The organism is Cohnella laeviribosi DSM 21336, from assembly GCF_000378425.1.
GTDB lineage: Bacteria > Bacillota > Bacilli > Paenibacillales > Paenibacillaceae > Cohnella > Cohnella laeviribosi.
This window is the reverse complement of record NZ_KB899839.1, coordinates 16,893-42,265: the sequence shown is the minus strand read 5'-3', so window position 1 is coordinate 42,265 and position 25,373 is coordinate 16,893. Positions and strand designations below refer to the sequence as shown.

Sequence of the window (25,373 nt, the reverse complement as noted above, 5' to 3'; positions counted from 1 at the left end):
ATTCAACAAAAAAACAAGCAACCCCCGGCGTTCGGGAGGTTGCTTGTTTTGCTTCGGTGCGGATATGTTGCCGGTCCGCTGCGCGGCATCAGAATTTCATGACGCCGCCGCTGCTGGCATTGGTGACCATGGCGGAATAGCGGGCGAGATAGCCGCGTTTGATTTTCGGCTCGAAGCCTTTCCATTCCTTGCGCCGGCGTTCGAGCTCCTCGTCGCTGACCTCGAGCGTAATGGTGCGGTTGTTCATGTCCAGCTCGATGATGTCGCCGTCCCGGACGAGTGCGATCGGTCCGCCTTCGGCCGCTTCCGGGGAAACGTGGCCGATCGCGATGCCGCGCGTAGCGCCCGAGAACCGGCCGTCCGTGACGAGTCCGACTTTCGTGCCGAGGCCCATGCCGACGATCTGCGAGGTCGGAGCGAGCATTTCCGGCATGCCGGGCCCGCCTTTCGGCCCTTCATAACGGATGACGACGACGTGGCCTTCCTTCACCTTGCCTTCGGCAAGTCCTTTCAGCACTTCGTCCTGCGAGTCGAAGCAGATCGCCGGACCGCGGTGGTAACCGCCGACCGATTTGTCCACGGCGCCGACCTTGATGATCGAACCGCCCGGAGCCAGGTTGCCGAACAGGACGGACAAGCCGCCTTCCGGGCTGTGCGGGTTGTCGATCGGACGGATAACCTCGTGGTTCTTGATTTCGCAGCCTTCGACGTTTTCGCGCAGCGTTTTGCCGGTTACGGTCAGCACGTCGCCTTTCAGGGCGCCTTCTTTCTTGAACAGCTCGTTGAGGATGGCGCTTACGCCGCCGGCTTCGTGCAGGTCTTCGATATGATGGTCGGAAGCGGGCGCAAGCTTAGCCAGATAAGGAACGCGCTTCGCCACTTCGTTGATCCGCTCGATCGGATAATCGATGCCCGCTTCGTGGGCCAAAGCCAGCGTGTGCAGCACCGTGTTGGTGGAGCCGCCCATGGCCATGTCCAGCGCGAATGCGTTGTCGATGGAGTCCTTCGTCACGATATCAAGCGGCTTGATATCGTTCTTGATCAGTTCCATCAGCTGCTTGGCGGACTTCCGGACGAATTCGCGGCGCTCCGGGGAGACGGCGAGAATGGTGCCGTTGCCCGGCAGCGCAAGGCCAAGCGCCTCGGCCAGGCAGTTCATCGAGTTGGCGGTGAACATGCCGGAACAGGAACCGCAGGTCGGGCAGCCGTACTGTTCCAGCTCGGTCAGGCTCTGCTCGCTGATCTTGCCGGTCATGTAGGCGCCGACCCCTTCAAATACGGACGTAAGCGAAATGGCGCGTCCGTCCTTCGTGCGGCCGGCTTTCATCGGGCCGCCGCTGACGAAGATCGTCGGGATGTTGATGCGCAGGGCGGCCATCATCATGCCGGGCGTAATCTTGTCGCAGTTCGGAATGCAAACCATGCCGTCGAACCAGTGCGCGTTGACGACCGTTTCGATGGAGTCGGCGATGATTTCGCGGCTGGCGAGGGAATAGCGCATGCCGATGTGTCCCATCGCGATGCCGTCGTCAACCCCGATGGTGTTGAATTCGAACGGCACGCCGCCCGCCTCGCGGATCGCTTCCTTGACGATTTTGCCGAATTCCTGCAAGTGGACGTGACCGGGTATGATGTCGATGTAGGAATTGCACACCGCGATAAACGGCTTGTCGAAGTCCTCTTCCTTAACCCCCGCGGCGCGCAGCAGGCTGCGGTGCGGAGCGCGGTCAAAGCCTCTTTTGATCATGTCCGACCGCATTTTTTTCGTGGCCATTTCCAAATCCCCCATTCTTGTTGAGACGCTGGCTTCCTTCCAGATAAGAATAATTCTATCATAAACCCGATCTTTTTCGCCATAAATGTTCGGGCTGCCTCCGCAGGGGGAGATCCGCCCGCATTGGCCGTTTGTCCCGTCGGAAATTTATGACTTCGAAAGATTTTTTTAGATAAAATCTATCCTATTTTTGAGGAAGTAGTATAATAGGTTTATAGAGGATTATTTTGGAAATGCGTAGGGGGCAGTCATCATGGCACCGTTTAAGGAAATTCTGTTTTCGATCGTGGAGACGATGGGCGCCACCGCGATTATTTTGACGCTTTTTCGTTATAAGTTCACAAGCTACCTGCTCCCGGCCTTCGCCGTCAATCTCGCGATGGCGCTGCAAAGCTTTGCCCTGAACGACATAAAGGAACTGACGGATTATTCGCCATTGATCAACATGGTCCTGCTGAGCGCCTTTATTTGCAAGATCGTCCGGGTTCCGCTGCTGTGGTCGTTTGTGGTCAGCGTATCCGGCTACATGGTGTCGATTGTCGTTCAAGCCGGACTGGTCGCTCTTTCCGGTTATCCTCTGTCCGAACTGCAGACCGATTCTTCCAAAATCTACGCGATCCAGACGGCCACAAGCATGCTTCTGATCGTTTCGTCCTATTTTCTCTACCAGCGCGGCATCGGGTTGTCCTTTCAATTCAAGCAGCTGAGCTTCAAGCCGGAGAAAGCGTTCGTCGTTTCGCTGATCGTCGGCATGGCGGTCGCGTTCTGCATCCTGTTAAAGTACCGGGCCGTGTATATGGATCTCATGTTCCTGCTGCCGGCGCTGTTCGTATTCGCCTACTACCTCTTGAAAAAGGAGTCGAAATGGAATGATTGATTTCCTTGCCTCCAGAATGGCGGTGGCGATCAAACGTTCGGCCGTCGATCATCCCGCGAGCGTGGACGTGCTGACCTTCTCCCTGATCGCGATTCTGAACGGCCTGTCCATCGTGCTGATCACCATGGCCGTCTCGCTGTTTACCGGGAGGCCGGGGGAAGCGGCGACGGCGCTGGCCGGCTACGCGCTGCTCCGCCAAATGTCCGGGGGCATTCATCTGAAATCCGGCGATCTGTGCGTCGTCGTATCGGTGCTGGGCCTTACGGCGATGTCTTTCGCCGATTTTAACGGGACGGCCGTAGCGGCGATGACCGGTGCGGCAGCTTTGCTTGCGCTTGCGTTCGCGCCTTCGCGAATCGACGGACAGACGCGCATTCCCCGCCGTTATTACCCGCTGCTGAAGGTGCTGTCGGTATTGACGGTTTCGTCCAACTTTCTGATTATGTCTCCGGTGCTTGCCGCCGCGTTTCTGGTGCAGTGCCTGACGCTGATCAGGGGAAGGAGGTGAAGATGATGCAAAAACGGTTTTTTCATGCAATCGCGTCCGCGCTTGGTCTTGTCGCAGTTGCAGTCGTTTCCACGGCCTGCCTATGGTACTTCCATCAACCGAAAGTACCGCAAGAATTGCTGAAGTAAGCGGTCTCGGGGGATGATGATGGTTCTCTCTGTATCCAAGGACCCGGAAGCCAAGTCGGGGTTCTACGAGCTGCCTGCGGACGATGTGCTGTTTATCGAAGCGCCCAAGTATAAAGACATGGTCAGCTTTCATACGCTGACCGAGAAATATTACGCTCCCGGTACGCTCAGATATTGGGCGGAGGGGTTGAAGGCTTCAGGTTTGGATTTTGCGCTGGTCGACCGCACCAATGCCATCCATCTGAGCAAAGTCAAGCATGTCGACCGGCGCTTCCGGATTGCCTACTTCGACGAGAGAAGGTCCAAATTCTGTACCATTTCGATCAGCAACGTGAACAAGGTGCTCCAATATCTGAGCGTATAAATTGTCGGCTGCCGAAGGGCAGCCTGTTTTTTTGGGGGCGCAGGGAACCGGCGGATAAAAAGGAAGCGGCTTGCCGCTTCGTTTTGCACAAGCTGCGGCGGCAAGCCGTACGCCAAGGACGGTGGCCTTATGGCGTTATGCGTTTATCGGGAAAGAGCTTGGCCAAGTTCGCGAACGGAAGGTTCTCGAAGTGGTCGGTTTTGTAGACAATTTCCGTCTCCAGCTTGGCCTCGTCCGAAAGCTTGTTGCGGCGGAACTGCAGGCGGTCGAACAGCTTGACGAGAATGCGCGCGGTGTTCACCGCGTCGTCGATCGCCCGGTGATGGGAGCCTACGAAGGGGATTTCCAGCATTTCCAGCGCATTTTTCAGCCCCATTTGCTGGTGTTTCTCCAGCTTGAACGTTTTGGACAGCATTTTCTGCAAATTGTTATGGTTGACGATCCAGTCGGTTTGGATGCGATGCATCCGGCATTCGTTCACGAGCTGCCGCTGATCGTCCGGCCCCCATGCGCACAGAAAGTATTCTTCGCTGCCGATCCATTCGACGAACTTTGCGATCACGCCGGACAGCGTGTCCGCCCCGTCCACATCTTCCTGGGTAATGCCGGTGAACGACGTCGTATCCTCGCTGAGCTGAGGCACGACGACAGGCCTTACGAACGATTGAAAGGTATCGATAATGGCCGGCGCTCCGTCCACCAGCCCGACCTTAGCCGCGCCGATTTCGATGATTTCCGCGACTTGTCCTTTTTTGCGGCGGACGGTCATTTCCAGATCGTATACGATATAAGTCAATGGTAACACCTCAAAATCCGCATGCGTAGAAACGTGTCCTTCGTTATTATAGTTCCAGCCGCCGTTTTTGTCATGGGAAACCGTTTATTTGTTATAATGATCGCATGAAAACAACGACGTTATTGTATGTGGAAGACGATCCGGAGATCGGTACGCTTGTTTCCCGCTATTTGCGGGAGCGGGGCTTCGAAGTCAAATGGCTGCGCAGCGGAGAGGATGCGGGGGCTTTCGCCGAAGGCTGCGACCTGGCCGTTCTGGACATTATGCTGCCCGGTCTCGACGGCTTCACGGTCGGCCGGCGCCTCAAGAAGCTCGCCCCCCAAATGCCGATTCTGCTGCTGTCCGCGCGGACCTCGATCGACGACAAGCTGCAAGGGCTCGAATTTGCCGACGACTATTTAACCAAGCCGTTCCACCCGGAAGAGCTGGAAGCGAGAATCAGGGTGCTGCTGCGCCGCTTCGGCACGTTCGCGTCCGAGCCGGTGGCGATCAAGCATCTCCTTTTTTACGAAAACGAGAACCGGCTGGTCAACCGCGATACCGGGGAAGAGATTGTGCTGACCGGCAAGCAGTTTCAGATTTTCACGTACATGGTGCGGCATCTCGGCCAGATTTTGACGAAAGAGCAAATTTTCGAAGCCGTATGGGGAGAGCCGTATTTGGAAGGGGATAAAACCCTGATGGTGCATATCCGGCATTTGCGCGAAAAAGTGGAGCGCGACCCCAACGCCCCGGAAGTGATCGAAACGGTTCGGGGCATCGGCTACAGGGTGAGAGCATGAAGAAAAGCGGAGCCGGGAACGGCACGAAGTTTCGCGATTCGCTGCTGTTCCGCTACATGATGATCGTTTTGCTGGCGCTGCTGTTCCTTCCGGTCGTGGTTTCGGCGTTGTCGATCTTGTTCACGCTGTTTCATAGTCCGGCCGAATTGAAATACGGGTCGGCCGACGAATTACAGACCGAATGGCATGCGGAAGCCCGGCGGCTTGACGGGGCGGATGCGGCGGCGGTGAACGCGCGGCTTCGCGCGCTGAAACAGCGCTATGCCGACGCGACGCTGTTCTGGGTCGACGGGGAAGGGCGGACGCGGCTGCAATTGCCGGAGCGGGGAGGACTTCCGGAAACATGGACGGCGGACGAAGCGATCCGCTTCATGAAACGGAGCGTGGACGCGGACCCTTTCACGGTGGTCGCCTTTTTCGGACCGGAAGAGAAGGGGCCGGGCTTTATGGTGCTGCAAATGCCGAGAGCCTTCCTGAACATCGAATGGCCCGTTCAATCGTATGCTCCGCTTTATATCGGCCTTATGCTGTTCATGTTTGTCGCGTTCGTCGTCATGTCGTGGCTGTTTTTCCGGAACATCCGCCGGCGGCTTGTCCGGCTTGAGGCCGCGATGGCCCGAACGGACGAAGACGGACTTCCGGCTCCGGTCGCCATTTCAAGACCGGACGAAATCGGCCGACTGGAGCATGCGTTCGGCGTGATGGCGGACCGGCTTCGCAAAGGGCGAGAACGGGAGCGGGAAGAGGAGAAGCTTCGCAAACAGCTCATCTCCAGCCTGTCGCACGATTTGCGGACCCCGCTGACCGTGATCCGCAGCCATGTGCATTTGCTGGGCCGGGAGCGGCTCAGCGCGCAGGGCGCCGAGTCCGTCAAGCAGCTCGAAGCGAAAACGGAGACGCTGGGCGCTTTAATCGACAACCTGTTTGCCTACACGCTGATGACAAGCGGCAAATACCCGCTGCGGATCGAAACGTGCGATATCGTGCGCCTCGTCCGGCAAAGCGCCGCAACCTGGTACCCCTTGTGGGAAAAAGAAGGCATCGAGGCGGAGATCGAACTGGATGGGGTTTCGCTGGTTTGGAAGGCGGACCGGAACGCCTTTCTCCGCGTGCTGGACAACCTGTTCCAGAACGTGGTCCGCCACGCCCGCTCCGGCGGCTATGTCGGCATTCGCGCGCAGGTGCTGGACACGGGAATCCAGGCGCTCGTCATTTCGGACCGCGGCCCCGGCATGCAGGCGAAATCGGACGCCAAGGGCGGCGGCATCGGCCTGGCGATCGTCGACCATTTGCTGCGCGAGATGAAGCTGGAGCGTCGGACCGATTCGGACGAAGGCGGAACCCGGATCGCGATTTGGCCGAACCGGGAACATTTTTAGGGAGCATTTTTAAACGAAATTTAAACTCGGGGCGTTCTTCGTTTTAACCTTCGGGGGCTATGATGGCTTCCGGGGTGAGAGAAACATGAGCGAATGGATCATCCAAACGAAAGATTTATGCAAATCGTACCGGGGCCGCCTGGCGGTCGACCATGTCAATCTGAACATCGCCAGGGGCGAAATTTACGGCTTTCTCGGTCCGAACGGCGCGGGCAAGACGACGACGATCCGCATGCTGCTCGGTCTGATCAAGCCGACCCGGGGAAGCGTCGAAATTTTCGGCAAATCGCTCAAGCGGGAAAAGCTGCACATTTTGCGCAAGATCGGCTCGCTCGTCGAGTATCCGTCCTACTACGGGCACCTGACCGCCGTGGAAAACCTGGAGGCGATCCGGAGAATCTTGGACGTGCCCAAAACCCGGATCGCGCAGGTGCTGGAAACGGTCGGCCTGACGAAGGACGCGAAGCGCCCGGTCAAAGGCTTTTCGCTGGGCATGAAGCAGCGCCTCGGCATCGCCGCCGCCCTGCTCGGGGAGCCGGAGATGCTGATTCTGGACGAGCCGACCAACGGGCTCGATCCTTCGGGCATCCTCGAAATCCGCGAGCTGATCAAGGCCATGCCGAAGCAGCACGGCATAACGGTGCTGGTCTCGAGCCATCTGCTCAGCGAGGTGGAGCAAATGGCGAGCACGGTCGGCATTATCCGCCAAGGGCGGATGGTGTTTCAGGATACGATCGAAAGCCTGCGCCGCCAGTCGGAAGGCTCGATCTCCGTGGCCGTATCCGAGCCGGAGGAGGCGCTGCTCGCCTTGCTTCGCATGGGGTTCCGGGGGAAGCTTGAAAACGGGCGGATCGCGCTGGAACGTACGGACGACCAAAGCGTAGCCCGTATCGTCAAGGCGCTGGTGGAACAAAACCATGCGGTCTACCGCGTAGAGGAAAAGCGCAAGTCGCTGGAGGAGCTGTTTCTGCAGATCGTCGGGGAAGGAGGCGGCGCATGATGGGCCGGGTGCTGTCCTCAGATCTGCTGAAAATCCGCAGAAAGGGATTGTGGCTGCTCGCCGTATCCGGACCTTTCGGGATTGTGGCGCTGCAGGCGCTGAACTTCGGCATCCGCTACGATTATTTGACCAAGAAGTATGCGGACGACTTGTGGGGCGGGCTGATTGAAAACATCGCCTTGCTTGTTCCGGTTACCGTTCTCGCCGGCGTTACGCTGATCAGCTCCCTGATTGCCAACGTGGAGCATCAGACGAACTCGTGGAAGCAGCTGCTGGCGCTGCCCGTGCCGCGGACGGCGGTTTTTGCGGCCAAATTTTTGCTGTCGGTCATCCTGCTCGGCGTATCCTGCGCGCTGCTCGCATGGGGGACGGCGGCGCTCGGCGTTGCGCTGGGGTTCGGCTGGGACTTTCCTGCAGTAAAGATTTTGAAAATCAGCTTTCTGCCGTTTTTGGCCTCCTTGCCGTTTCTGGCCTTGTTGCTCTGGATGTCGTTGACCGTTCGCAATCAGGCGGCTCCGGTCGCGATCGGCCTTCTCGCCGCCGTCTGTTCGCTGTTTGCCGGCCAATTGCCGGAATTCGTGCCGCTTGCCTGGCCGTTGCTCGCCGCAGGCCCGCCTTCCGGACTTCGGCTGGCCGTAGGCGGAGGCGTGCTGCTGGGGGCGCTCATTCTCCTCGTCGGCGCGGTTCATTTTGAGCGAAGGGATGTGGACTGACGATGAGAAGCTTTCTGCGTCTGTTGTCGGCGGAACGTCTGAAGCTGGCCAAATCCCGTTTCCGCTGGCTGCTGCCCGCAAGCCCTCTGCTTGCCGCCGTTGTCGGACTTCTGTCCAATCCTCCGGCCGGCGCGCCGCCACGCGTAGAGTTCGCGGTCGTCTTGTCCGGCATGTCCTTTCTGCATGCGATGCTGCTGCTGCCCATCTTAACGGGCATTCTGGCTTCGGTCGTATGCCGGTACGAGCATGCCGGGGGCGGATGGAAGCTGCTGCTCTCGATGCCGGTGACCCGTCCGCAGCTGTATGCGGCGAAATATGCGCTGATTGCGCTGCACCTGGCGGCTGTGCAGGCGTTGTTCGGGGCTTTGGCCGCAGCGGTTTTCTACGTCAGGGGATTCGAAGGCCCGCTGCCGTGGGACATGCTGCTCCAAAGCGCCGCGGGCGGCTGGATCGCCAGCTTGCCGCTTGCCGCCTTGCAGCTTGGCGTCTCGCTGGCTTGGTCCTCCTTCGCCGCGCCGCTCGCCGTCAACGTCGTCTTTACGCTCCCGAACATCCTGATCGTCAATTCCGCCGATGTCGGCCCCTATTATCCCTGGGCGCAGCCGCTGCTGGCGATGGTGCCCCGCGACGGCGAAACGTTCGGCGCTTTGGGCCTGCCGTTGGAGAGCCTGACGGTGACGGTGCTGGGCAGCTTTATCGTCTTTCTGGCGGGGGGACTGCTCTATTTCCAGCGGAAAGACATATGAGTGCCGAGCGGCTGATGCCGAGCTCGCGGGCGATTTCCCGCTGGGTCCGCTCGTCTTCGCCTCCGTCCAGGCCGATGTTGATGATCAAGATGAAGTTCTTCAGATTTTCGCTGGTGTTGTCGGGGAAGTTTGTGCGGTGAGATTTAAATAGAGTGGGAAAAGCGGGGTGACCGGTAGTGAAATCCAAAGGCATTTTTGTGTTTTAATCAACGGTAGGGAAATTCCAAGGGCCGATGCCCGTTGGTTGGGACGGTGAGATCCATGAATCAACTAAAAGATCTTCAGAAGCTCATTAAACTCACAGGCGATCGTGCGATGCTGGATGCGAAAGCAAACGGAACCTACATCGTATATAAAACGAACAAAGATCAAATCGTAAAAAAGTACAGTAACGGTGAAGTAATCCCCGTATCCGAACAGGATCTCTCTCATGCATGAACCGTCTGCGACTATGTATGTATTTGCCGGGAACAACGGCAGTGGAAAAAGCACCATCCGTAATCTGATCGCCGAAAAATATCAGCAGGAAAAGAAGCCGTTAGGCTCGCCAGGGATTGCATTCGCATAAGACGCGATTTTTCTGTGGAAACAACATTAGCTGGCGGCAATGCCAAAACAAACGGATTTAAAGTTACGATGTTTTATGTTGGTCTCGGAGATTACCGCCTAAATATCGAGAGGGTTGCAGCTCGCGTAAAGAATGGCGGGCATCACATTCCCTCCGAAGATATCGTCAGGCGACATGCAACATCCATTCAAAATTTACTTTCTTATCTACACTTGATCGACCATCTGATTGTTATTGATAACAGTCGTTCGGAAGGCGAAATTGTTTTGGAGGTTAACCACAATACGATAACCTATCGAGCGGAACGGATTCCGCAATGGGTTGAAGGAATTGAACGGAAATTATCGACATCTTAGGGACAGTCAACATCCTGTAAGGCCGTCTTTTTTGATAACTGACCAATTAACATACAATATAGGGTTTCCGTTTTTTCGGAGGTAATGTTCTTTCCAGCTTCGTAAGCCGGCCAAGTGAAACTTTAGGAATTATTGTACGTTAATTGGTCAGTCGTAGTTTTTTCACCGCTTCGTCTTGTAAAACTCGTGGTAAAGCTTCATCAGCGCCCGCTTCTCGATGCGGGAGACGTACGAGCGGCTGATGCCGAGCTCGCGGGCGATTTCCCGCTGGGTCCGCTCGTCGCCGCCGCCGTCCAGGCCGAACCGGCCGCGGATCACTTCCTGCTCGCGCTCGTCCAAAATATCGAGATTGCGATAGATTTTGCTTTTTTCTATTTTAAGCTGTACTTTTTCAACCACTTCGTCGGGCTCGGTTCCCAGAATATCCTGCAGCGTAATTTCGTTTCCTTCCTTGTCGGTCCCGATCGGATCGTGCAGCGACACGTCCTTGCGGGTTTTTTTCAGCGACCTCAAATGCATAAGGATTTCGTTTTCGATACAGCGGGCTGCGAACGTAGCCAGTTTGGTGCCTTTGTTCGGCGAATAGGACTCGATCGCCTTGATCAAACCGATGGTGCCGATCGAGATGAGGTCCTCCAGATCCTCGCCGGTGTTGTCGAACTTTTTGACGATGTGCGCCACGAGCCGAAGATTGTGCTCGATAAGCAAATTCCGGGAATGGGGATTGCCTTCCGCCATCCGGCGCAAGTGCAGCGCTTCTTCTTCGTCGGTGAGAGGCTGGGGGAATGCGTTGTTCTTGACGTAAGAGACGAGCAGGGACAGTTGCTTCAGAAACAGGGCGATTGCCGTAAACAATCCGGGCACGGATAGGCCACCTCCGGCTGTCAGTCGATATCACGCAAAGAAGCATTACCATTGTATGTGGGTAGTCGCCCATGCGTGCCTGTACGGCCGAAATGAGGCCCTCTCTCCCGTTCGCGGTTCTGGCCGCGGCAATATGCCAAGGCGAAGGATGCCGCGCGGTCATTCCTCCGCCAATTGCCGGAGCACGCTGCCGACGCTGTCCGAGATCGTATAACGCGCCAGCCTGTCCAGCGGAGTCGGGCTTTTGTTGATCAGGATCAGCTTTTCTCCCTGGTAAAAACGGATCAAGCCCGCGGCCGGCTGCACCGTCAAAGAGGTTCCGGCGACGATGAGAACGTCCGCTTGGCGGATGTACGCCACCGCTTCATCCAGCAGGTCCGAATCCAGATTTTCCTGGTAAAGCACGACATCCGGCTTGACGATTCCGCCGCATTCGCACAGCGGCACCTGTCCGGCCGTGCGGAGGATATATTCCAGCGGGTAAAACGCGCGGCATTTCATACAGAAATTGCGGTGGACGGAACCGTGCAGCTCGAGTACGTTCCGGCTTCCGGCAAGCTGGTGCAGGCCGTCGATGTTCTGGGTGATCACCGCTTTAAGCTGCCCTCGTGCTTCCAGCCGGGCAAGCGCGTAATGGGCGGAATTGGGCTTGGCGTCCGGATAAATCATGTGCGTTCGGTAAAAGTCGTAAAATTCTTTCGTGTGCGTTTCGAAATAGCGCCGGCTCAAGATTTCTTCCGGGGAAGGCCCTTCTGCATTGCCGGTACGGTACAGGCCGCCCGCGGAGCGAAAGTCGGGAATTCCGCTTTCCGTCGACGTGCCCGCCCCTCCGAAAAAGACGATATTGCCGCTGTGGCGGACGATGTTTTTCAGTTCGGTCCAATTCATGGCTTCACCTTCCGGGAATAATCAGGCGTATAGCCCGGCCGGGGCAAGTGGTTCATCAAATTGTCATAGGCGTTCAAAAAATGTTCGATTGCCCCGGCGCCGGGTTTCCGTTACGGTTAATTATAACCGAAAGCAATCGTCATGGACGATCCGGCGGGAGGTGACAGCGATGGCAGCGGCGGGCATGATCGTCGTAACGGGTGCGGCAATCGCATCGCTCTTGGTCATTTTGTACGGCTATAAATCGATCAAGGAAACGGGAGAATGACAATATATCAAGAAGCCTGACCGATCAGGCGATGAGCAAAAGGCTGCTGCGGCGAATTTCGCCGCGGCAGCCTTTTGCTTGTTCCGCGTTCGCCGCTGCGGAAAGGAAACATCATGCCCGCAAACATAAATGTTGCTGCATAGGTAAAACCTAAATCTGATCATTCCGCTGGTCAGAAAGGAGACTGAAGATGGCCGTTAAGCAAGCTGCCCAAGGCGGCGCAAAGTACAAGCCGCTGTCCATGACGGCGAAGGAATATCAGGCGTTTGCCAAAAAGCGCGAGCCCGCCCGTCCCGTATGGGCGAACTGCCTCAAGGCGTTTCTGGTCGGGGGAACGATAAGCGCGTTCGGACAGGCGATCCAGTATTTTTTTATGGCCGCTTTCGGCATGGATTCCCGTCAGGCGGCCAATCCGACGGTCGCCGTGCTTATCCTCATTTCCGTCGTGCTTACCTGCCTTGGGGTGTATGACAAGATTGCGCAATGGGCGGGAGCGGGAACGGCGGTGCCGGTTACGGGCTTTGCCAACTCGATGTGTTCGGCCGCGATCGAGCACCGAAGCGAGGGGCTTGTGCTTGGCGTCGGCGCAAACATGTTCAAGCTCGCCGGATCGGTCATCGTGTTCGGCGTCGTGGCCGCCTTTATCGTAGGGATTGTTCATTGGCTGATCGGAACGGGGGGATAAGGCCGATGCTGCACGGTCAACGAACGTGGGTGTTCCCGAATCCGCCCGTCATTGTCGCAACAGGCACGGTCGTCGGACCGGATGAAGGGGAAGGCCCGCTTGCCGCCGATTTCGATCTCGTTCATCCCGACCTTCAGATGCAGCAGCCGAGCTGGGAAAAGGCGGAACGGCTGCTGATGGAGCAGGCGGCCGATATCGCGATTCACAAGGCCAAGCTCAAAAAAGAAGACATCCAGTTTTTTGTCGGCGGCGATTTGCTGAATCAAATCATCAGCAGCTCGTTTGCGGCGCGTTCGCTCGGAACGCCCTACATTGGCGTGTTCGGCGCTTGCTCGACCTCGATGGAGGCGCTGGCGCTCGCTTCGCTGATCGCCTCCTCGGGGGCGGGGGACCGGGTTTTGGCCGGGACGAGCAGCCACAATTCCACCGCGGAAAAGCAATTCCGCTATCCGACGGAATACGGCTCCCAGAAGCCGCCGACCGCGCAATACACGATTACGGGCGCAGGAGCCGCCGTCGTGGCGAAGTCCGGCGCGGGTCCGAAGGTCACCTCGGCTACCGTTGGCCGAATCGTCGATTTGGGCATCAAGGATCCGTTCAACATGGGAGCCGCCATGGCGCCTGCCGCCGTCGATACGATTCAGGGGCATCTGCAGGATACCGGAAGGGAGCCGGGCTATTACGATCTGATCGTGACGGGCGATCTGGCGGGTGTCGGCCATCCGCTGGCGGCGGAGATGCTCAAAGAGAACGGGGTGCCGATGGAGCAAACCCTGTTCGCCGATTGCGGGCTTATGGTTTACGACGTCGCGAAGCAAAAGGTTCAGGCCGGAGGCAGCGGGGCCGCTTGTTCGGCGGTGGTCACGTACGGGCATTTGCTCAAAAGGCTCGGCAAAGGCGAGATCAAGCGCATCCTCGTCGTGGCGACCGGAGCGCTTCTCAGTCCGCTGTCTTTCCAGCAGGGCGAATCGATTCCGTGCATCGCGCATGCCGTTTCGATCGAAGCCTGATCAACCAAGCGATTCCAAAACTGCTCAATCCATTCGCGTTGCGCCAGCGATGCGCATAAAGGAGGAGACGATGCCAGCATGCAGTATTTGTGGGCTTTTCTGGTCGGCGGGGGCATATGCGTGATCGGCCAGCTTTTGTTTGATATCGCCAAACTGACGCCCGCCCACACGATGGCGATTCTTGTTGTGGCCGGAGCGATCGTCGACGGGATCGGCTGGTACGAACCGCTGATCGAGTTTGCGGGAGCGGGAGCGACCGTGCCGATTACCAGCTTCGGCAACTCGCTCGTGCACGGCGCGCTTACGGAACTTAAGCGCGACGGGTGGATCGGGGTCATCACCGGCATTTTCGAGGTGACGAGCGCGGGCATATCGGCGGCGATCATTTTCTCATTCCTGGCCGCCCTGATCGTCAAGCCCAAAGGGTAGCCGGAGAACCGAACCGGGGCGGAAATCCTTATGTTCTGGCCGAACCGTACAAGCGGTTCGGTTTTTTTGCGTCGAAGCCCTAACCTGTCGAACCTCCGGCCGCGGGAAGGGGCTTGCGCCCGTCGGGGACGGATCAGGCCGACGAATCCGGTCCCCGCCGAAAGGTTTAGGGTTCGTTACTTATCAAAATTTACGATTGTCACCATATTCCGGTATAATAAATTGGTAGACTTTATTTATGGGATTCCATAGGAGGAGACGGGGCATGGAGCAACAGACCGCGATGCAAATTTTGGATCGGATTCGGCGAAATGTGGAATCTTGCATATACGGCAAAACGGACGAAATCGCGTGGATGCTGACCGCGATCGTGGCGGGCGGCCACGTGCTCATCGAAGACGTTCCGGGCACCGGCAAGACGCAGCTCGTCAAGGCGATCTCGCAATCGATCGGCGGCGTGTTTCACCGGATTCAATGCAATCCCGATCTGCTTCCGACGGACATCACGGGCGTATCGATCTATCACCCCAAGGAGGAACAGTTCGTCTTCCGTCCTGGCCCGATTATGGCGAATATGCTGCTCGCCGATGAAATTAACCGCGCGACCACGAAAACGCAGTCCGCGCTGCTGGAAGCGATGGAGGAAAGATGCGTGTCGGTCGACGGCGTCACGTATGCGCTTCCGAAACCGTTCGTGCTGTTCGCCACCCAGAACCCGATCGAATTCGAAGGAACGTACAGCTTGCCGGAAGCCCAGCTCGACCGGTTTTTGATGAAATTTTCGCTCGGCTACCCCGACGAGGCTTCCGAACGGCGGCTTATTATGGAGCCTGGAGCCGGCCGCTCCGCCGACCGGTTGACGGCGGTCGCCACCGTTGAGGAGATCGTCGAAATCCAGCGCCTCGCGGAGCAGGTCCATCTCGACCAGAGCGTTGCGGACTATTTGCTTTCGCTGATCCGCACGACCCGCAGCCATCCGGCCGTGCTGCTGGGGGCCAGCCCCCGGGCCGGCGTGGCGCTTGCCGCCGCCTCGAAGGCGTACGCGCTGCTGCAGCGCCGGTCCTTCGTGCTGCCGGACGACGTCAAGGCGATGGCGCCGCTGGTGCTGGCCCACCGGCTGCATCTTCGTTCGGAAGCCCGGATGCAGGGCGCGACGGAGACCGGCGTGCTTCAGGAAGTGCTGCGGCTGCTTCCCGTGCCGGTCGGATTGGAGCGGTGACGATGAAGCGGCTGCCGATTACCCGGTTCGGCTGGCTATGCGCCGTCCTTTATACTTCTTCCTTGCTGTTTTTGCTGTTCCAAGGCGGGAAAACGTCGCTCATGCTGTTCGTCATGCTGAACGTTCTTGCGCTCTACCTGCTGCTGGGCCGCTGGAGCGGAATCGGCAGCGTGCGGGGAACGCGGAAGCTGGAGGAAAGCCATGCGGGCGCTTTGTCGTTTACCGCCGGCAATCGCTTGCGCGTCAAGCTCCAGATTGAAATTCCCGGTTTCTGGCCGCTGCCGTACGTAATTGTAAGAGAGCGGCTGGCGCGGGCAAGCGGCGGCGAATGCCAGGAATACGAGCTTTCGTTCGTTCCGGACTACAAGCGGAGGGGCACGATTCGCTACGAAACGGCGCCGCTCAGGCGCGGACGCTACCGCTATCAGCCCACGCTCTGCTCGACCCGGGACATCTTCGGCTTGTTCGAGCACAAAGGTTCGTTCGACAACGGGCTGGACATCAAAGTGGCGCCGCGCACGATCGCGATTCGGGAATGGCGGACGATGCGGCGGTCGAGGACGGGCGTTTCGCAGCAGCGGGTCGCTTCCCTGTGGGCGAGGGAGACGACGCAAATCGACGGCGTCCGGGAGTATATCCACGGCGACCGGATGTCGCGCATTCACTGGAACGCGACGGCCAGAACGGGGCAGTGGAAATCGAAGGAGTACGAGCGCGAGGCGCTGCCGAGATTCGTGATCGTGCTCGATGCCCAGGCTTCTTCCTACCGGACCGCCGAAGGGTTCGAACTGGCGATATCCGCCGCGGCCTCGCTGCTGGACTTCGCCTTGCGCAAAGGGATGCCGGTCGGCTTCGTCATCGCCGGCGCGACCAGCCGCTGGTACGGCGTCGAGCGCCATCCCGTCAACCGCCAGGACATTCTCGAGCAGCTGATCGACCTGGAAGCGGAAGACGGAGGCTCGCTCGGCGATACCGTCTTCGAAACGCTGAACCGCTTCGGGACGGGAACGCATATCGTCGTCGTCAGTCCCCGGAAGGACGAGCCGCTCGCGCGGGCGTTGGAAGCGCTCGGCGCCAGCCGGCAGGCGCCCAGCCAAGTACTGGTCGCCGAGCGGAACCCGGGGCCGGACGAGGCCAAAAAGGCGCAGCAGTGGCAGCGCCTGTTCCAGGCGAACGGCTGGGAACTGATCAGCCTGTCGCGCCTGGAGGATTTGCCGGGCGCATTGGAGGTGGGGACGGCATGAGCTTAGGCCTTTCGGCCGCGGGCCGGCGCGCCGAAACCGTGTTCTGGCGGCGGTTGGTGCTCGAGCGCCTGCACCGGATATTCGCCCTGACGATCGCGCTGCAGTTGATCCGGTGCTTCGGCGATTACTGGTGGAGCGAAACGTACGACGTTATTTACGCCGCGTTTGCGGCTTACGCCGTGACCGAACTTGCGTGGTCCCGCGCGTTCGCGCTTCGGCTGTCGCTCCAGATCGCCGCGTCGTGCGCCGCCGTCGTGCTGCTGACCGATTTTACCTGGCACGGGTGGCCCGATTCGCGGGTAAGCTGGGATGCGGTGCGGACGTTTACGGTTTCGCACGGCAAGCAGTTCCATCCGTTTCTCGAGCTTGCCGTAGGCTCGCTTTTGGTCACGCATTTTATGGCGCGCTTGGGCACGACCAAGTCGCGGGCGATCGTTTTTATCCTGACTTCCATCGGCGCCTTGTCGGTCGTGGACTCCTTTCTGCCGCTCGAACTGTGGCGGAATATCGCCTGGACGGTGCTTGCGGGGCTGGGCTGGCTGTTCGTGCTGCATTTGCGCGCGCTGCGCGAGCGCCATTACGAAAGCTGGAACGCGCTGGCGGAGAGGCCGCTTCCGCTGCTTTTGCCGGCGGTTGCCGTCGTCGGCCTGCTCGTCGCGGTCGGGATGTCGATGCCGCGGGCCCCGGCGCTGCTGGAAGACCCGTACACGCTGTGGTTGCAGGCCCAGAACAAAGAGGTGCCGAGTTTTTCCGGAGAAGGAGGTTTGCTAAACGGATCGTCCGCTTCGAAGAGCGCGCTTTCCTCCAAATCCGGTTACGGCCGCAACGATACCGAAATCGGAGGCGGCTTCCGGTTCGACTATTCGCCGGTGATGCAGGTCACCACCAATCAGAAATCGTACTGGCGGGGCGAGACCAAATCGTTTTATACCGGCAAAGGCTGGACCGACCGCAAGGGGATGCAGACCGTTTCGGCCGCCCCCGGCATGAGCGATCTGCCGCTCGAACCGGAGTACCCCGAAGGCGTCGAGCTGCGCCGGGTCACCCAGACGGTCAAGCTGCTGCGGGAGGACCGGATTCCGGTGCTGTTCACGGCCGGACCGGCCCGAGGGCTGGAGGACATCGACGCTTCCGGCAACGCCCGATTGTCCTGGAACCCGGAGGAATGGGAACTGAAATTTCCGCGCGCGGCGCAGGTGAACAGCTACACCGTCGTATCCGAGGTTCCGGTGTTCGACGAGGCGAAGCTGAGCGCGATGTCGGCCATTCCCGCAGACGGCAAAACCTCCATCGATCTTGCGCCTTATTTGCAGCTGCCGGAATCGCTGCCGGATCGGGTGCGCGAGCTTGCGCGCGAGGTCACGCGGGATGCGACCGGCGATTTCGACCGGCTGAAAAAGCTGGAGCAGTATTTAAGCTCGACTTACCCGTACACGAACGAGCCGGATGTGAGCAAGAAGAAAAGCGCCGACGTCGTCGACGCGTTTCTGTTTGAGATTCGGGAAGGCTACTGCGATTACTATTCCACCGCGTTCGTGGTCATGGCGCGGACGCTCGGCCTGCCGGCGCGGTGGGTCAAAGGCTATACGTCCGGATACGATCCTTCGGAGGAGGAGCGGCTTCGCGCGGCGGGCGGCGGCTACCGGCCGGACCCGAACGGAGCCGGAACCTATACGGTCCGCAACGCGGACGCGCACTCCTGGGCCGAGGCGTACTTCGAAGGCTACGGATGGGTTCCGTTCGAGCCGACGGCCGGCTTCAGCCTTCCGCTTCCTCAGCCTGAAATCGCGCCGGTCCTTCCCGAATCCGTCTCCGAGGACGTTCCCGACGCGGCCGCCGATGAGCCGGCGGCGCCGTCCGCCGAAAGCCGCCTGCCCGCTGCGGCGGCGATTGCCGCCGGCGCGATCGCGCTTGCGCTCGCCGCGCTCTGGGGATGGTTCCGGCGCGGCAAGCTGCTGGCCTCCTGGCGCCGGTTTCGCAACCGGGGAACGACGCCGAATCAGCGCATCGTCCGGGAGACGGAGCGCCTGATCCGTTATCTGCAAAGGAAGGGGCTCAAGCGCCAACCCCACGAGACGCTGCGGGAGACGCTGGCGGGCTGGAGCGGCCGGGTTGCGTCGCTCGGACCGGAATTCGAATGCGTGCTGCATCAGTTCGAGCGCGCGCGATACGCCGGCGGCAGCGGAGACGAAGAGGCGTACCGCCGCTTTATGGAAGCCGCGGACAAAATCCGCAAAACGCTATAAACAACGGAAAGTCCCGGCCCGGCGCCGGGCTCTTTCGTTTTTGCAAGGCAGGGCGGCGTGTGGTATATTTTGTTCATCATTGTTCTGTTGACAGGGGACTCAAAGCGAATGTTTCAACGATTGCTGCCGGATCAGATCGTAAGCGCCGTTTACGATATCGATCTGTCCGCTTTGCGCGCCCGGGACATCCGGGGCATCATTACCGATCTGGACAACACGCTCGTCAGCGCCAAGACGCCTTTGGCTACGCCGGAACTGGCCGCATGGCTGGAGAAGGTCAAGTCGGAAGGCTTCCGCGTGGTCGTGCTTTCGAACAATAACCTGACGCGGGTGTCCAAATTCGCGGAGCCGCTCGGCATTCCGTTCATCCCGGCCGCCCGCAAGCCGTTTTCGGCCGCTTTCCGCAGGGCGCTGGAGCTGCTTGGGCTTTCGCCCGAAGAAGCGGTCGTCGTCGGCGACCAGATGCTGACGGATATCCTCGGCGGCCGCAGGATGGGGATGCACACCATTCTCGTCACGCCGATCGCCCCGGGGGAAGAAGGCTGGGGGACGCGGATCAACCGCATGATCGAAAAAGTCGCCCTGTCCCGTTTGAAGCGGCGCGGACTTTGGCCGACGAAGGAGGAACGTTAATTTTGCCAGACATGCAAGAGACACGGCAGCGTTGCGCAGGCTGCGGAATCGCGCTGCAGTTCGAACGCCCCGATCTGCCGGGCTATGTGCCGGAATCGGCGCGGAGCCGCGATTCGGTTATTTGCCAGCGCTGCTTTCGCATCAAAAATTACAACGACGCCTCGACGGTCGCGATCGACCAGGACGACTTTTTGCGGATGCTCGGCGGCATCGCTTCCACCGACAGCCTGGTCGTCCACATCGTCGATCTGTTCGACTTCGAGGGCAGCATCATCTCGGGCCTGCAGCGGTTCGTGGGCAACAATCCGGTGCTGCTCGTCGTCAATAAGATCGATTTGCTTCCGAAGGTCACGAATTGGAACCGGCTGCGCAACTGGGTGCAGAAACAGGCTCGCCTGAACGGGCTGAAGGTGGCGGACGTCGTCCTCTGCAGCGCCCGCCGCAACATCGGCTTCGACAAGGTGGTCGAGCGGGTGGCGGAGCTTAGGGGCCATCGCGACGTTTATGTCGTGGGCGCGACGAACGTGGGCAAAAGCACGCTCATTAACCGGCTGATCGCGGATTACAGCGATTTGAACCGGGAGCTCACCGTCTCCCGTTACCCCGGAACGACGCTGGACGCGATCCGCATCCCGCTCGACGACGGGAAGTCGATTATCGACACGCCCGGCATCGTGTACCGCTCGCGCCTGTCGGAGATCGTACCCCGGGAAAGCCTGAACGCCGTCTTGCCGGAAAAACCGCTCAAGCCGCTGACGTACCAGCTGAACGCCGGACAGACGATTTTCCTTGGAGGGCTTGTCCGGTTCGACTTCGTGGAAGGGGAGCGGCAATCGTTTACGATCTATGTCTCCTCCGCCTTGCCGGTCCACCGGACGAAGCGGGAGAGAGCGGACGAGCTGTATGCGGCGCACCGGGGAGAATTGCTGTCCCCGCCGTCGCGGGAAGCGCTGGACGACATGCCGCCCTGGACGCGCCATTCGCTGCGACTGCCGATGCATGCCGAGCTGGATATCTTCGTTTCGGGGATGGGATGGATTCAGGCCAACGGAAAAACTGGCGCGCTGGTGGACATTTACGCCCCCAAGGGCGTCAAGGTGCTGCTGCGCGATTCGATGCTGTAAAAAGGGGAAACAAACCTTATGGACAGTCATACGCTGCTATTCGGGGTGATCGGGGACCCGATCCGCCATTCGAAGTCTCCCGTCATGATGAACAGGGCTTTTCGGGAGGCGGGGATCAACGGCGCGTACGGCGCCTTCCATGTGCGGCCGGACCGGCTCGGGGAAGCGATAGCCGGCATTCGCGCGCTCGGCTTCAGGGGATTAAACGTGACGATTCCCCACAAAATCGAAGTGATGGCGTATTTGGACGCCATCGACGAGAGCGCCCGGGCCATAGGGGCGGTCAACACGATCGTCAACGAAGACGGCCGGTTGACGGGCTACAATACGGACGGCATCGGCTATGTCCGGTCCTTGAAGGAAGAAGCCGAGCCGGAGCTTGGCGGCAAGCGGATCCTCGTCGTCGGCTGCGGCGGCGCGGCGCGCGGCATCGTCTGGGCGCTGACGCGGGAGAAGCCCGCAAGCATCGTGCTCGCGAACCGCACGGAGGAGCGGGCGCGGGAGCTGGCGGCCTCGTTCGCGCCGGATGCGGGCGTGACGGCCGTCCGCTGGGAGCAGCTTCGCGAAGCTTGCGCGGATGCGGACGTCGTCATCAACACGACGTCGGTCGGCATGGCGCCGAATGTAGACGCGACGCCGATCGATCCCGCTTGGCTTGCGCCCGGCGCCGTCGCCAGCGATCTGATCTACAACCCGCTCACCACCGCTTTTTTGCGGCAGGCGCAAGCGCGCGGCTGCCGCATTCACGGCGGGCTGGGCATGTTTGTCTACCAAGGCGCCTATGCCTTCGAATACTGGACGGGCCGCCCGGCTCCGGTGTCGGCGATGCGCGAAGCGGTGCTGGCCTCGTTCGCGGAGGGCGGCACGGCGGCAAGCTCCGCGGCAGCCGCGGGGACAAACGCCGATTAGCCGATTGCGCCCAAGCGCCCGGCATGCCCGGTATATTTTGCAATCCGGTATGATCCATCGACCAATCGAACGAAAGCAGGTTTGAATGTATGCTGACAGGCAAGCAAAAACGTTTTCTGCGCTCCGAAGCGCACCATCTCCAGCCGATTTTTCAGGTGGGCAAAGGCGGGGTCAACGACCATCTGATCCGCCATATCGAGGAGGCGCTGGAGGCAAGGGAACTGATCAAGGTCAACATCCTCAACAATAACGACGACGACCGCTACGAGGTGGCCGCGGAACTGGCGGAACGCTCGGGCGCCGAACTGGTGCAGGTGATCGGGAAAACGATCGTGCTGTACAAGGAATCGCGCGAGAACAAGCAGATCGAGCTTCCCGAGTAAAAAAGGAACGAATGCGATGAAACGAACGGGTTTAATGGGCGGCACCTTCGATCCGATCCATATCGGCCATCTGCTGGCGGCCGAAGCCGCGCGCGAAGCCGCCGGGCTGGACGAGGTCTGGTTCGTGCCGTCTTTCGTGCCTCCCCATAAGCCGCAGCCGGGGGCAAGCGGCGAAGATCGCAGAGCGATGGTGGAGCTTGCGATTGCCGGGCATCCCGGTTTCCGGGTCGAGGAGACCGAACTGAAAAGGGGCGGCGTCTCGTACACCATCGATACGGTAAATACGCTTAAGGCCGATTATCCGGACCGCAGCTTCTATTGGATTGTCGGCACCGACATGATGAACGATCTGCCCAACTGGCACCGGATCGAGGAGCTGGCGGCGCAAATCTCGTTTATCTGCCTGGCGAGGCAAGGCGAGGAAAGCATGGAGCATACGCTCCCGGAATATTTGCGCAGCCGGCTGATTCCGGCCTATATGCCGCCCGTCGGCATTTCGTCGACGGACATCCGAAGCCGGGTAAGGCGCGGACAGTCGATTCGCTACCAGGTGCCGGAAGCGGTGAGAGAATACATCGGGAGGAAGGGCTTATATGAATCGTGAAGCGCTGATGGAAGCGACCCGCCGCCAGATGCCGGAGCGAAGATGGCGGCATGTGCTCGGCGTCGTCGCCACGGCCGAGGAGCTCGCCGCAAGGTTCGGCGGGGATCGGGAGCAGGTATGGCTGGCCGCGCTGCTGCACGATTATTGCAAAGCCTGGCCGGTCGACCGGATGGAAACCATTATCCGGGAGCAAGGGCTTCCGGCGGAGCTGCTCGAGTATGACAAAGAACTCTGGCATGCGCATGTAGGCGCCTGGGCCGTGCGCGAGGAGCTCGGCATCCGCGACGAGGCGGTGCTGGACGCGATCCGTTACCACACCTCGGGCCGGGAGAACATGACGCTGCTTGACAAAATCGTTTGTCTTGCGGATTATATGGAGCCGGGACGGGATTTTCCCGGCGTGCATAAGATTCGCGAACTCGCCAACCATAGCCTGGAAGAGGCGCTTGTGGCGGGATTCGATTCCACGATTTCTTTTTTGCTTGAAAAGGGCAAGACGATCTTTCCTTTAACGGTACTTGCGCGAAACGATTTGATCCGAACGATCGAAAAGCGGACGCAAAAATCCTAAACGGGAGGCTGAGTATGGCAACAGCGGATAAATTGCTTGAAACGGTTGTCGCGGCGGCGGAAGAAAAGAAGGCGCACGAGTTGCTGGCGCTGAACCTGCAGGGGATATCGCTGGTGGCGGATTATTTTGTCATTTGCCACGGCAATTCCGAGCCTCAGGTGCAGGCGATCGCGGCGGAAATCCGCAAGCGCGCCGAGGAGCTCGGCGTGAGCGTGCGGGTGGAAGGACTCGAGACGGCGCGCTGGGTGCTGGTCGATATGGGGGATGTCGTCGCGCACGTGTTCCACCGGGACGAGCGGGAATATTACCAGCTTGAGCGGCTGTGGTCCGATGCGAAAGCCGTGACCTTCGCATGACGCTGACGGCTGGCGCGTTCCACAAGCTCCGGGTGAGGCGGGAGCGGGCTCCGTACGGCTGGTTTCTCGGCCCCCTCGACGCGGAAGGCCCCGAGGTGCTTCTGCCCTATGCGGAAGCGGTGGACGGCCGTCCCGAGATCGGGGACGACGTGGATGCGTTTCTGTTCCACGACGATCAAAACCGGCTGACCGCGACGCAACGGAAGCCCCTGCTGACCGCGGGAGAGCTGGGAAGACTTGCCGTCGCCGATTTTCACCCGCGGTTCGGCTGGTTTCTCGAAATCGGCATCGGCCGGCAGCTTCTGCTGCCGCTTAAGGAGCTTCCGCCCGGAAAAGAATGCTGGCCGCAGAAAGGAGACGAGCTTCATGTCGTCATGAAGCACGACAAGCAGGGCCGCATGCTGGCCCGTTTGGCCAAGCTCGACGACTTTCAAGCGAAGGTCTTCCGCGCTCCGGGCTCGTGGCGCAACGAGCTGAAGACCGCCTGGGTCACGGACGTGTTCCGGGACGGCGTCTTCGTTCTGGTGGAAGGCGGCGTGCTCGGCTTCGGCGCGCTGGGCTATATCCCGAACGGCTCCGCTTCGCGAAAGCTGCGTATCGGGGAAAAAGTCGAAGCGCGGGTCACGCACGTTCGCGAAGACGGCAGGGTGACGCTGTCCTTGAGACCCTCCAAGGAGATCGGAAGACTGGAGGACGCAAGCCGCATTCTCGCTTTTCTCAAAGAGCGGCCCGGCGGGGCGATGCCGTATTCCGACGCCACGGAAGCGGACATTATCCAGCGCCGGTTCGGTCTGAGCAAAAGCGCGTTCAAGCGGGCGCTCGGCAAGCTGATGAAAGACGGACTGATCGCGCAGGAGGGCAACTGGACGAAGCTGATCGCCGGCGAGGGCGGCGGCAAGGAGAAACCGGAGCCGGAAAAAGACTGAAACGGGGAGAAACGATGCGTTCATACCGGCAATTTGCCTCTGTATACGACCGATTGATGGAAGAGATGCCTTACGCCGAATGGATGAGCTTCGCCCGCCGCTGCTGGGAGCAGTACGGAATGCCGGCCACCGTCGCCGATCTCGGCTGCGGCACCGGCAACATCGCGATTCCGCTCGCCAAGGCCGGTTTCACCGTGTTCGGCATCGACCTTTCGGCGGACATGCTCTCCGTCGCCCGCAGCAAGTGGGAGTCGTCCTCGGGAGCGGGCCTGATCCGTTCCCGGGAGCCGGGCTCGATCCGCTGGCTGCAGCAGGACATGCGCGATTGGGAGCTCCCGCACCCGGTGGACGCCGCGATCTCGTTCTGCGACAGCCTGAACTATCTGACGGAGAAGCCGGATATTTCCGCCGTCTTCCGGCGGACGTTCGCGGGACTTGCGCCCGGCGGACTGTTTTTGTTCGACGTGCACGCGCCGCGGCAGCTTGCGCGTTACGCGGAAGAACAGCCGTTTGTTCTGGACGAGCGGGATATCGCTTACATATGGACATGCGAATACGACGCCGAGCGGATGGAAATCGAGCATGACCTGACCTTTTTCGTGCGGGAGGACGAACGCGAGGGAGGAGAGGGCGGCAAACCGCAAGCGCTGTACCGGCGGTTCGAGGAATCGCACGTCCAGCGCGCCTACGACCCGGACTGGCTGAGCGCGGAGCTGGCAGCCGCGGGTTTCGAGCTGCTGCATCTGTTCGCCGATTTTAAGTGGCAGGAGCCGGACGAGAACGCGGAGCGGCTGTTTTTCGTCGCGCGGCGTCCGCGCTGAACGCTGAAGACCGGCTCGTCAAGGAATTGAACCGTGCTCCGAATCCCCGCCCCCGCCTTTGACCGGACATATCCGGAACGGGACGGCCCCGAATGGCATCGCTGCGGATGCCGGCCGGGAAGCCGTTCTTTTTTTTCTGCGATCGGCCAGTTGACATCCAGTATTTGATTTCCGTTATTTGAAGATCATTTTCGGGATTACT

The 25,373-nt window shown here is 59.8% G+C and carries 29 protein-coding genes and 2 pseudogenes; 26 read left to right on the top strand and 5 right to left on the bottom strand.

Annotated elements, in window-relative coordinates:
- Nucleotides 1–88 precede the first annotated feature (88 nt).
- Nucleotides 89–1,774 carry a dihydroxy-acid dehydratase gene (ilvD, locus tag F560_RS0117260; protein WP_026298356.1) on the bottom strand — a complete coding sequence of 562 codons (1,686 nt, stop codon included), beginning with the start codon at nt 1,772–1,774 and terminating at the stop codon, nt 89–91.
- 253 nt (nt 1,775–2,027) lie between these two features.
- Here ilvD and F560_RS0117255 point away from each other — a divergent pair, with 253 nt between their 5' ends.
- The 4 genes from F560_RS0117255 to F560_RS0117240 are packed head-to-tail and all read left to right on the top strand — an operon-like array spanning nt 2,028 to nt 3,651.
- The gene (locus tag F560_RS0117255) at nt 2,028–2,651 is read left to right on the top strand and encodes a hypothetical protein (protein WP_019007015.1); all 624 of its coding nucleotides are present in this window, start codon (nt 2,028–2,030) and stop codon (nt 2,649–2,651) included.
- Nucleotides 2,644–3,159, top strand: coding sequence for an accessory gene regulator B family protein (locus tag F560_RS0117250; protein ID WP_019007014.1), 516 nt, complete (start codon nt 2,644–2,646; stop codon nt 3,157–3,159). Before F560_RS0117255 ends, F560_RS0117250 begins: the two co-directional genes overlap by 8 nt.
- A gap of 2 nt (nt 3,160–3,161) precedes the next feature.
- The gene (locus F560_RS25155) at nt 3,162–3,287 is read left to right on the top strand and encodes an AgrD family cyclic lactone autoinducer peptide (protein ID WP_083932116.1); all 126 of its coding nucleotides are present in this window, start codon (nt 3,162–3,164) and stop codon (nt 3,285–3,287) included.
- Between the two features lie 19 nt (nt 3,288–3,306).
- Entirely contained in the window at nt 3,307–3,651 is a 345-nt protein-coding gene (locus F560_RS0117240; protein WP_019007012.1) for a LytTR family transcriptional regulator DNA-binding domain-containing protein, read from the top strand.
- A gap of 127 nt (nt 3,652–3,778) precedes the next feature.
- Here the strand turns inward: F560_RS0117240 and F560_RS0117235 are convergent, their stop codons facing one another.
- On the bottom strand, nt 3,779–4,456 hold the full coding sequence (locus F560_RS0117235; protein WP_425393288.1) for a 3'-5' exonuclease: 678 nt from the start codon (nt 4,454–4,456) through the stop codon (nt 3,779–3,781).
- Between the two features lie 95 nt (nt 4,457–4,551).
- On the opposite strand from F560_RS0117235, the gene F560_RS0117230 reads away from it, so the two are divergent.
- From F560_RS0117230 to F560_RS0117210, 5 genes are all read left to right on the top strand, one after another.
- Nucleotides 4,552–5,229 carry a response regulator transcription factor gene (locus F560_RS0117230; protein WP_019007010.1) on the top strand — a complete coding sequence of 226 codons (678 nt, stop codon included), beginning with the start codon at nt 4,552–4,554 and terminating at the stop codon, nt 5,227–5,229.
- Nucleotides 5,226–6,608 (top strand): sensor histidine kinase, encoded by a 1,383-nt coding sequence (locus F560_RS0117225; protein ID WP_019007009.1) that lies wholly within the window; start codon nt 5,226–5,228, stop codon nt 6,606–6,608. Before F560_RS0117230 ends, F560_RS0117225 begins: the two co-directional genes overlap by 4 nt.
- A gap of 85 nt (nt 6,609–6,693) precedes the next feature.
- Nucleotides 6,694–7,608 carry an ABC transporter ATP-binding protein gene (locus tag F560_RS0117220; RefSeq protein WP_019007008.1) on the top strand — a complete coding sequence of 305 codons (915 nt, stop codon included), beginning with the start codon at nt 6,694–6,696 and terminating at the stop codon, nt 7,606–7,608.
- A complete protein-coding gene (locus F560_RS0117215) occupies nt 7,605–8,321 on the top strand; it encodes an ABC transporter permease (RefSeq protein ID WP_026298355.1) in 717 nt (238 codons plus the stop codon). Before F560_RS0117220 ends, F560_RS0117215 begins: the two co-directional genes overlap by 4 nt.
- A 2-nt stretch (nt 8,322–8,323) precedes the next feature.
- Nucleotides 8,324–9,067 carry an ABC transporter permease gene (locus F560_RS0117210; protein WP_019007006.1) on the top strand — a complete coding sequence of 248 codons (744 nt, stop codon included), beginning with the start codon at nt 8,324–8,326 and terminating at the stop codon, nt 9,065–9,067.
- Nucleotides 9,068–9,071: 4 nt separating this feature from the next.
- Here F560_RS0117210 and F560_RS26630 read toward each other — a convergent pair.
- Nucleotides 9,072–9,140: pseudogene (locus F560_RS26630) on the bottom strand (flagellar biosynthesis protein FliA); the annotation flags it as partial.
- Between the two features lie 188 nt (nt 9,141–9,328).
- Here F560_RS26630 and F560_RS25985 point away from each other — a divergent pair.
- Nucleotides 9,329–9,505 carry a hypothetical protein gene (locus tag F560_RS25985; protein WP_019007004.1) on the top strand — a complete coding sequence of 59 codons (177 nt, stop codon included), beginning with the start codon at nt 9,329–9,331 and terminating at the stop codon, nt 9,503–9,505.
- Nucleotides 9,498–9,991 (top strand): annotated as a pseudogene (locus tag F560_RS25150) (ATPase). The gene F560_RS25985 and the pseudogene F560_RS25150 overlap by 8 nt, the downstream one beginning before the upstream one ends.
- Before the next feature lie 162 nt (nt 9,992–10,153).
- Here the strand turns inward: F560_RS25150 and sigK are convergent.
- Complete coding sequence (sigK, locus tag F560_RS0117195) at nt 10,154–10,855, bottom strand: RNA polymerase sporulation sigma factor SigK (protein ID WP_019007003.1); 702 nt, start codon at nt 10,853–10,855, stop codon at nt 10,154–10,156.
- Between the two features lie 159 nt (nt 10,856–11,014).
- Nucleotides 11,015–11,743, bottom strand: coding sequence for an NAD-dependent protein deacylase (locus F560_RS0117190; RefSeq protein WP_019007002.1), 729 nt, complete (start codon nt 11,741–11,743; stop codon nt 11,015–11,017).
- Between the two features lie 458 nt (nt 11,744–12,201).
- Here F560_RS0117190 and spoVAC point away from each other — a divergent pair, with 458 nt between their 5' ends.
- The 15 genes from spoVAC (at nt 12,202) to F560_RS0117110 (ending at nt 25,171) form a co-directional block, all read left to right on the top strand.
- On the top strand, nt 12,202–12,696 hold the full coding sequence (spoVAC, locus tag F560_RS0117180) for a stage V sporulation protein AC (RefSeq protein ID WP_019006999.1): 495 nt from the start codon (nt 12,202–12,204) through the stop codon (nt 12,694–12,696).
- A gap of 5 nt (nt 12,697–12,701) precedes the next feature.
- The gene (gene spoVAD / locus F560_RS0117175; RefSeq protein ID WP_019006998.1) at nt 12,702–13,706 is read left to right on the top strand and encodes a stage V sporulation protein AD; all 1,005 of its coding nucleotides are present in this window, start codon (nt 12,702–12,704) and stop codon (nt 13,704–13,706) included.
- A 78-nt stretch (nt 13,707–13,784) separates the two neighbouring features.
- Nucleotides 13,785–14,135 (top strand): stage V sporulation protein AE, encoded by a 351-nt coding sequence (gene spoVAE, locus F560_RS0117170; protein WP_019006997.1) that lies wholly within the window; start codon nt 13,785–13,787, stop codon nt 14,133–14,135.
- A 265-nt stretch (nt 14,136–14,400) separates the two neighbouring features.
- Complete coding sequence (locus tag F560_RS0117165; RefSeq protein ID WP_019006996.1) at nt 14,401–15,354, top strand: AAA family ATPase; 954 nt, start codon at nt 14,401–14,403, stop codon at nt 15,352–15,354.
- A 2-nt stretch (nt 15,355–15,356) separates the two neighbouring features.
- Nucleotides 15,357–16,598, top strand: coding sequence for a DUF58 domain-containing protein (locus tag F560_RS0117160; protein ID WP_019006995.1), 1,242 nt, complete (start codon nt 15,357–15,359; stop codon nt 16,596–16,598).
- Entirely contained in the window at nt 16,595–18,844 is a 2,250-nt protein-coding gene (locus F560_RS23545) for a DUF4129 domain-containing transglutaminase family protein (protein WP_019006994.1), read from the top strand. Before F560_RS0117160 ends, F560_RS23545 begins: the two co-directional genes overlap by 4 nt.
- A 108-nt stretch (nt 18,845–18,952) precedes the next feature.
- Nucleotides 18,953–19,477 (top strand): YqeG family HAD IIIA-type phosphatase, encoded by a 525-nt coding sequence (locus F560_RS0117150; protein ID WP_019006993.1) that lies wholly within the window; start codon nt 18,953–18,955, stop codon nt 19,475–19,477.
- A gap of 11 nt (nt 19,478–19,488) precedes the next feature.
- Entirely contained in the window at nt 19,489–20,601 is a 1,113-nt protein-coding gene (gene yqeH, locus F560_RS0117145) for a ribosome biogenesis GTPase YqeH (protein WP_019006992.1), read from the top strand.
- 18 nt (nt 20,602–20,619) lie between these two features.
- On the top strand, nt 20,620–21,510 hold the full coding sequence (locus F560_RS0117140) for a shikimate dehydrogenase (protein WP_019006991.1): 891 nt from the start codon (nt 20,620–20,622) through the stop codon (nt 21,508–21,510).
- Between the two features lie 89 nt (nt 21,511–21,599).
- The gene (gene yhbY, locus F560_RS0117135; protein WP_019006990.1) at nt 21,600–21,893 is read left to right on the top strand and encodes a ribosome assembly RNA-binding protein YhbY; all 294 of its coding nucleotides are present in this window, start codon (nt 21,600–21,602) and stop codon (nt 21,891–21,893) included.
- 16 nt (nt 21,894–21,909) lie between these two features.
- A complete protein-coding gene (gene nadD / locus F560_RS0117130; protein WP_019006989.1) occupies nt 21,910–22,497 on the top strand; it encodes a nicotinate (nicotinamide) nucleotide adenylyltransferase in 588 nt (195 codons plus the stop codon).
- Complete coding sequence (gene yqeK / locus F560_RS0117125) at nt 22,487–23,068, top strand: bis(5'-nucleosyl)-tetraphosphatase (symmetrical) YqeK (RefSeq protein ID WP_019006988.1); 582 nt, start codon at nt 22,487–22,489, stop codon at nt 23,066–23,068. The genes nadD and yqeK overlap by 11 nt, the downstream gene beginning before the upstream one ends.
- A 14-nt stretch (nt 23,069–23,082) precedes the next feature.
- Nucleotides 23,083–23,424 (top strand): ribosome silencing factor, encoded by a 342-nt coding sequence (gene rsfS, locus F560_RS0117120; RefSeq protein ID WP_019006987.1) that lies wholly within the window; start codon nt 23,083–23,085, stop codon nt 23,422–23,424.
- Entirely contained in the window at nt 23,421–24,350 is a 930-nt protein-coding gene (locus F560_RS0117115) for a CvfB family protein (protein ID WP_019006986.1), read from the top strand. Before rsfS ends, F560_RS0117115 begins: the two co-directional genes overlap by 4 nt.
- A gap of 14 nt (nt 24,351–24,364) precedes the next feature.
- Nucleotides 24,365–25,171 carry a class I SAM-dependent DNA methyltransferase gene (locus F560_RS0117110; RefSeq protein ID WP_019006985.1) on the top strand — a complete coding sequence of 269 codons (807 nt, stop codon included), beginning with the start codon at nt 24,365–24,367 and terminating at the stop codon, nt 25,169–25,171.
- The last annotated feature ends 202 nt before the right edge of the window (nt 25,172–25,373 follow it).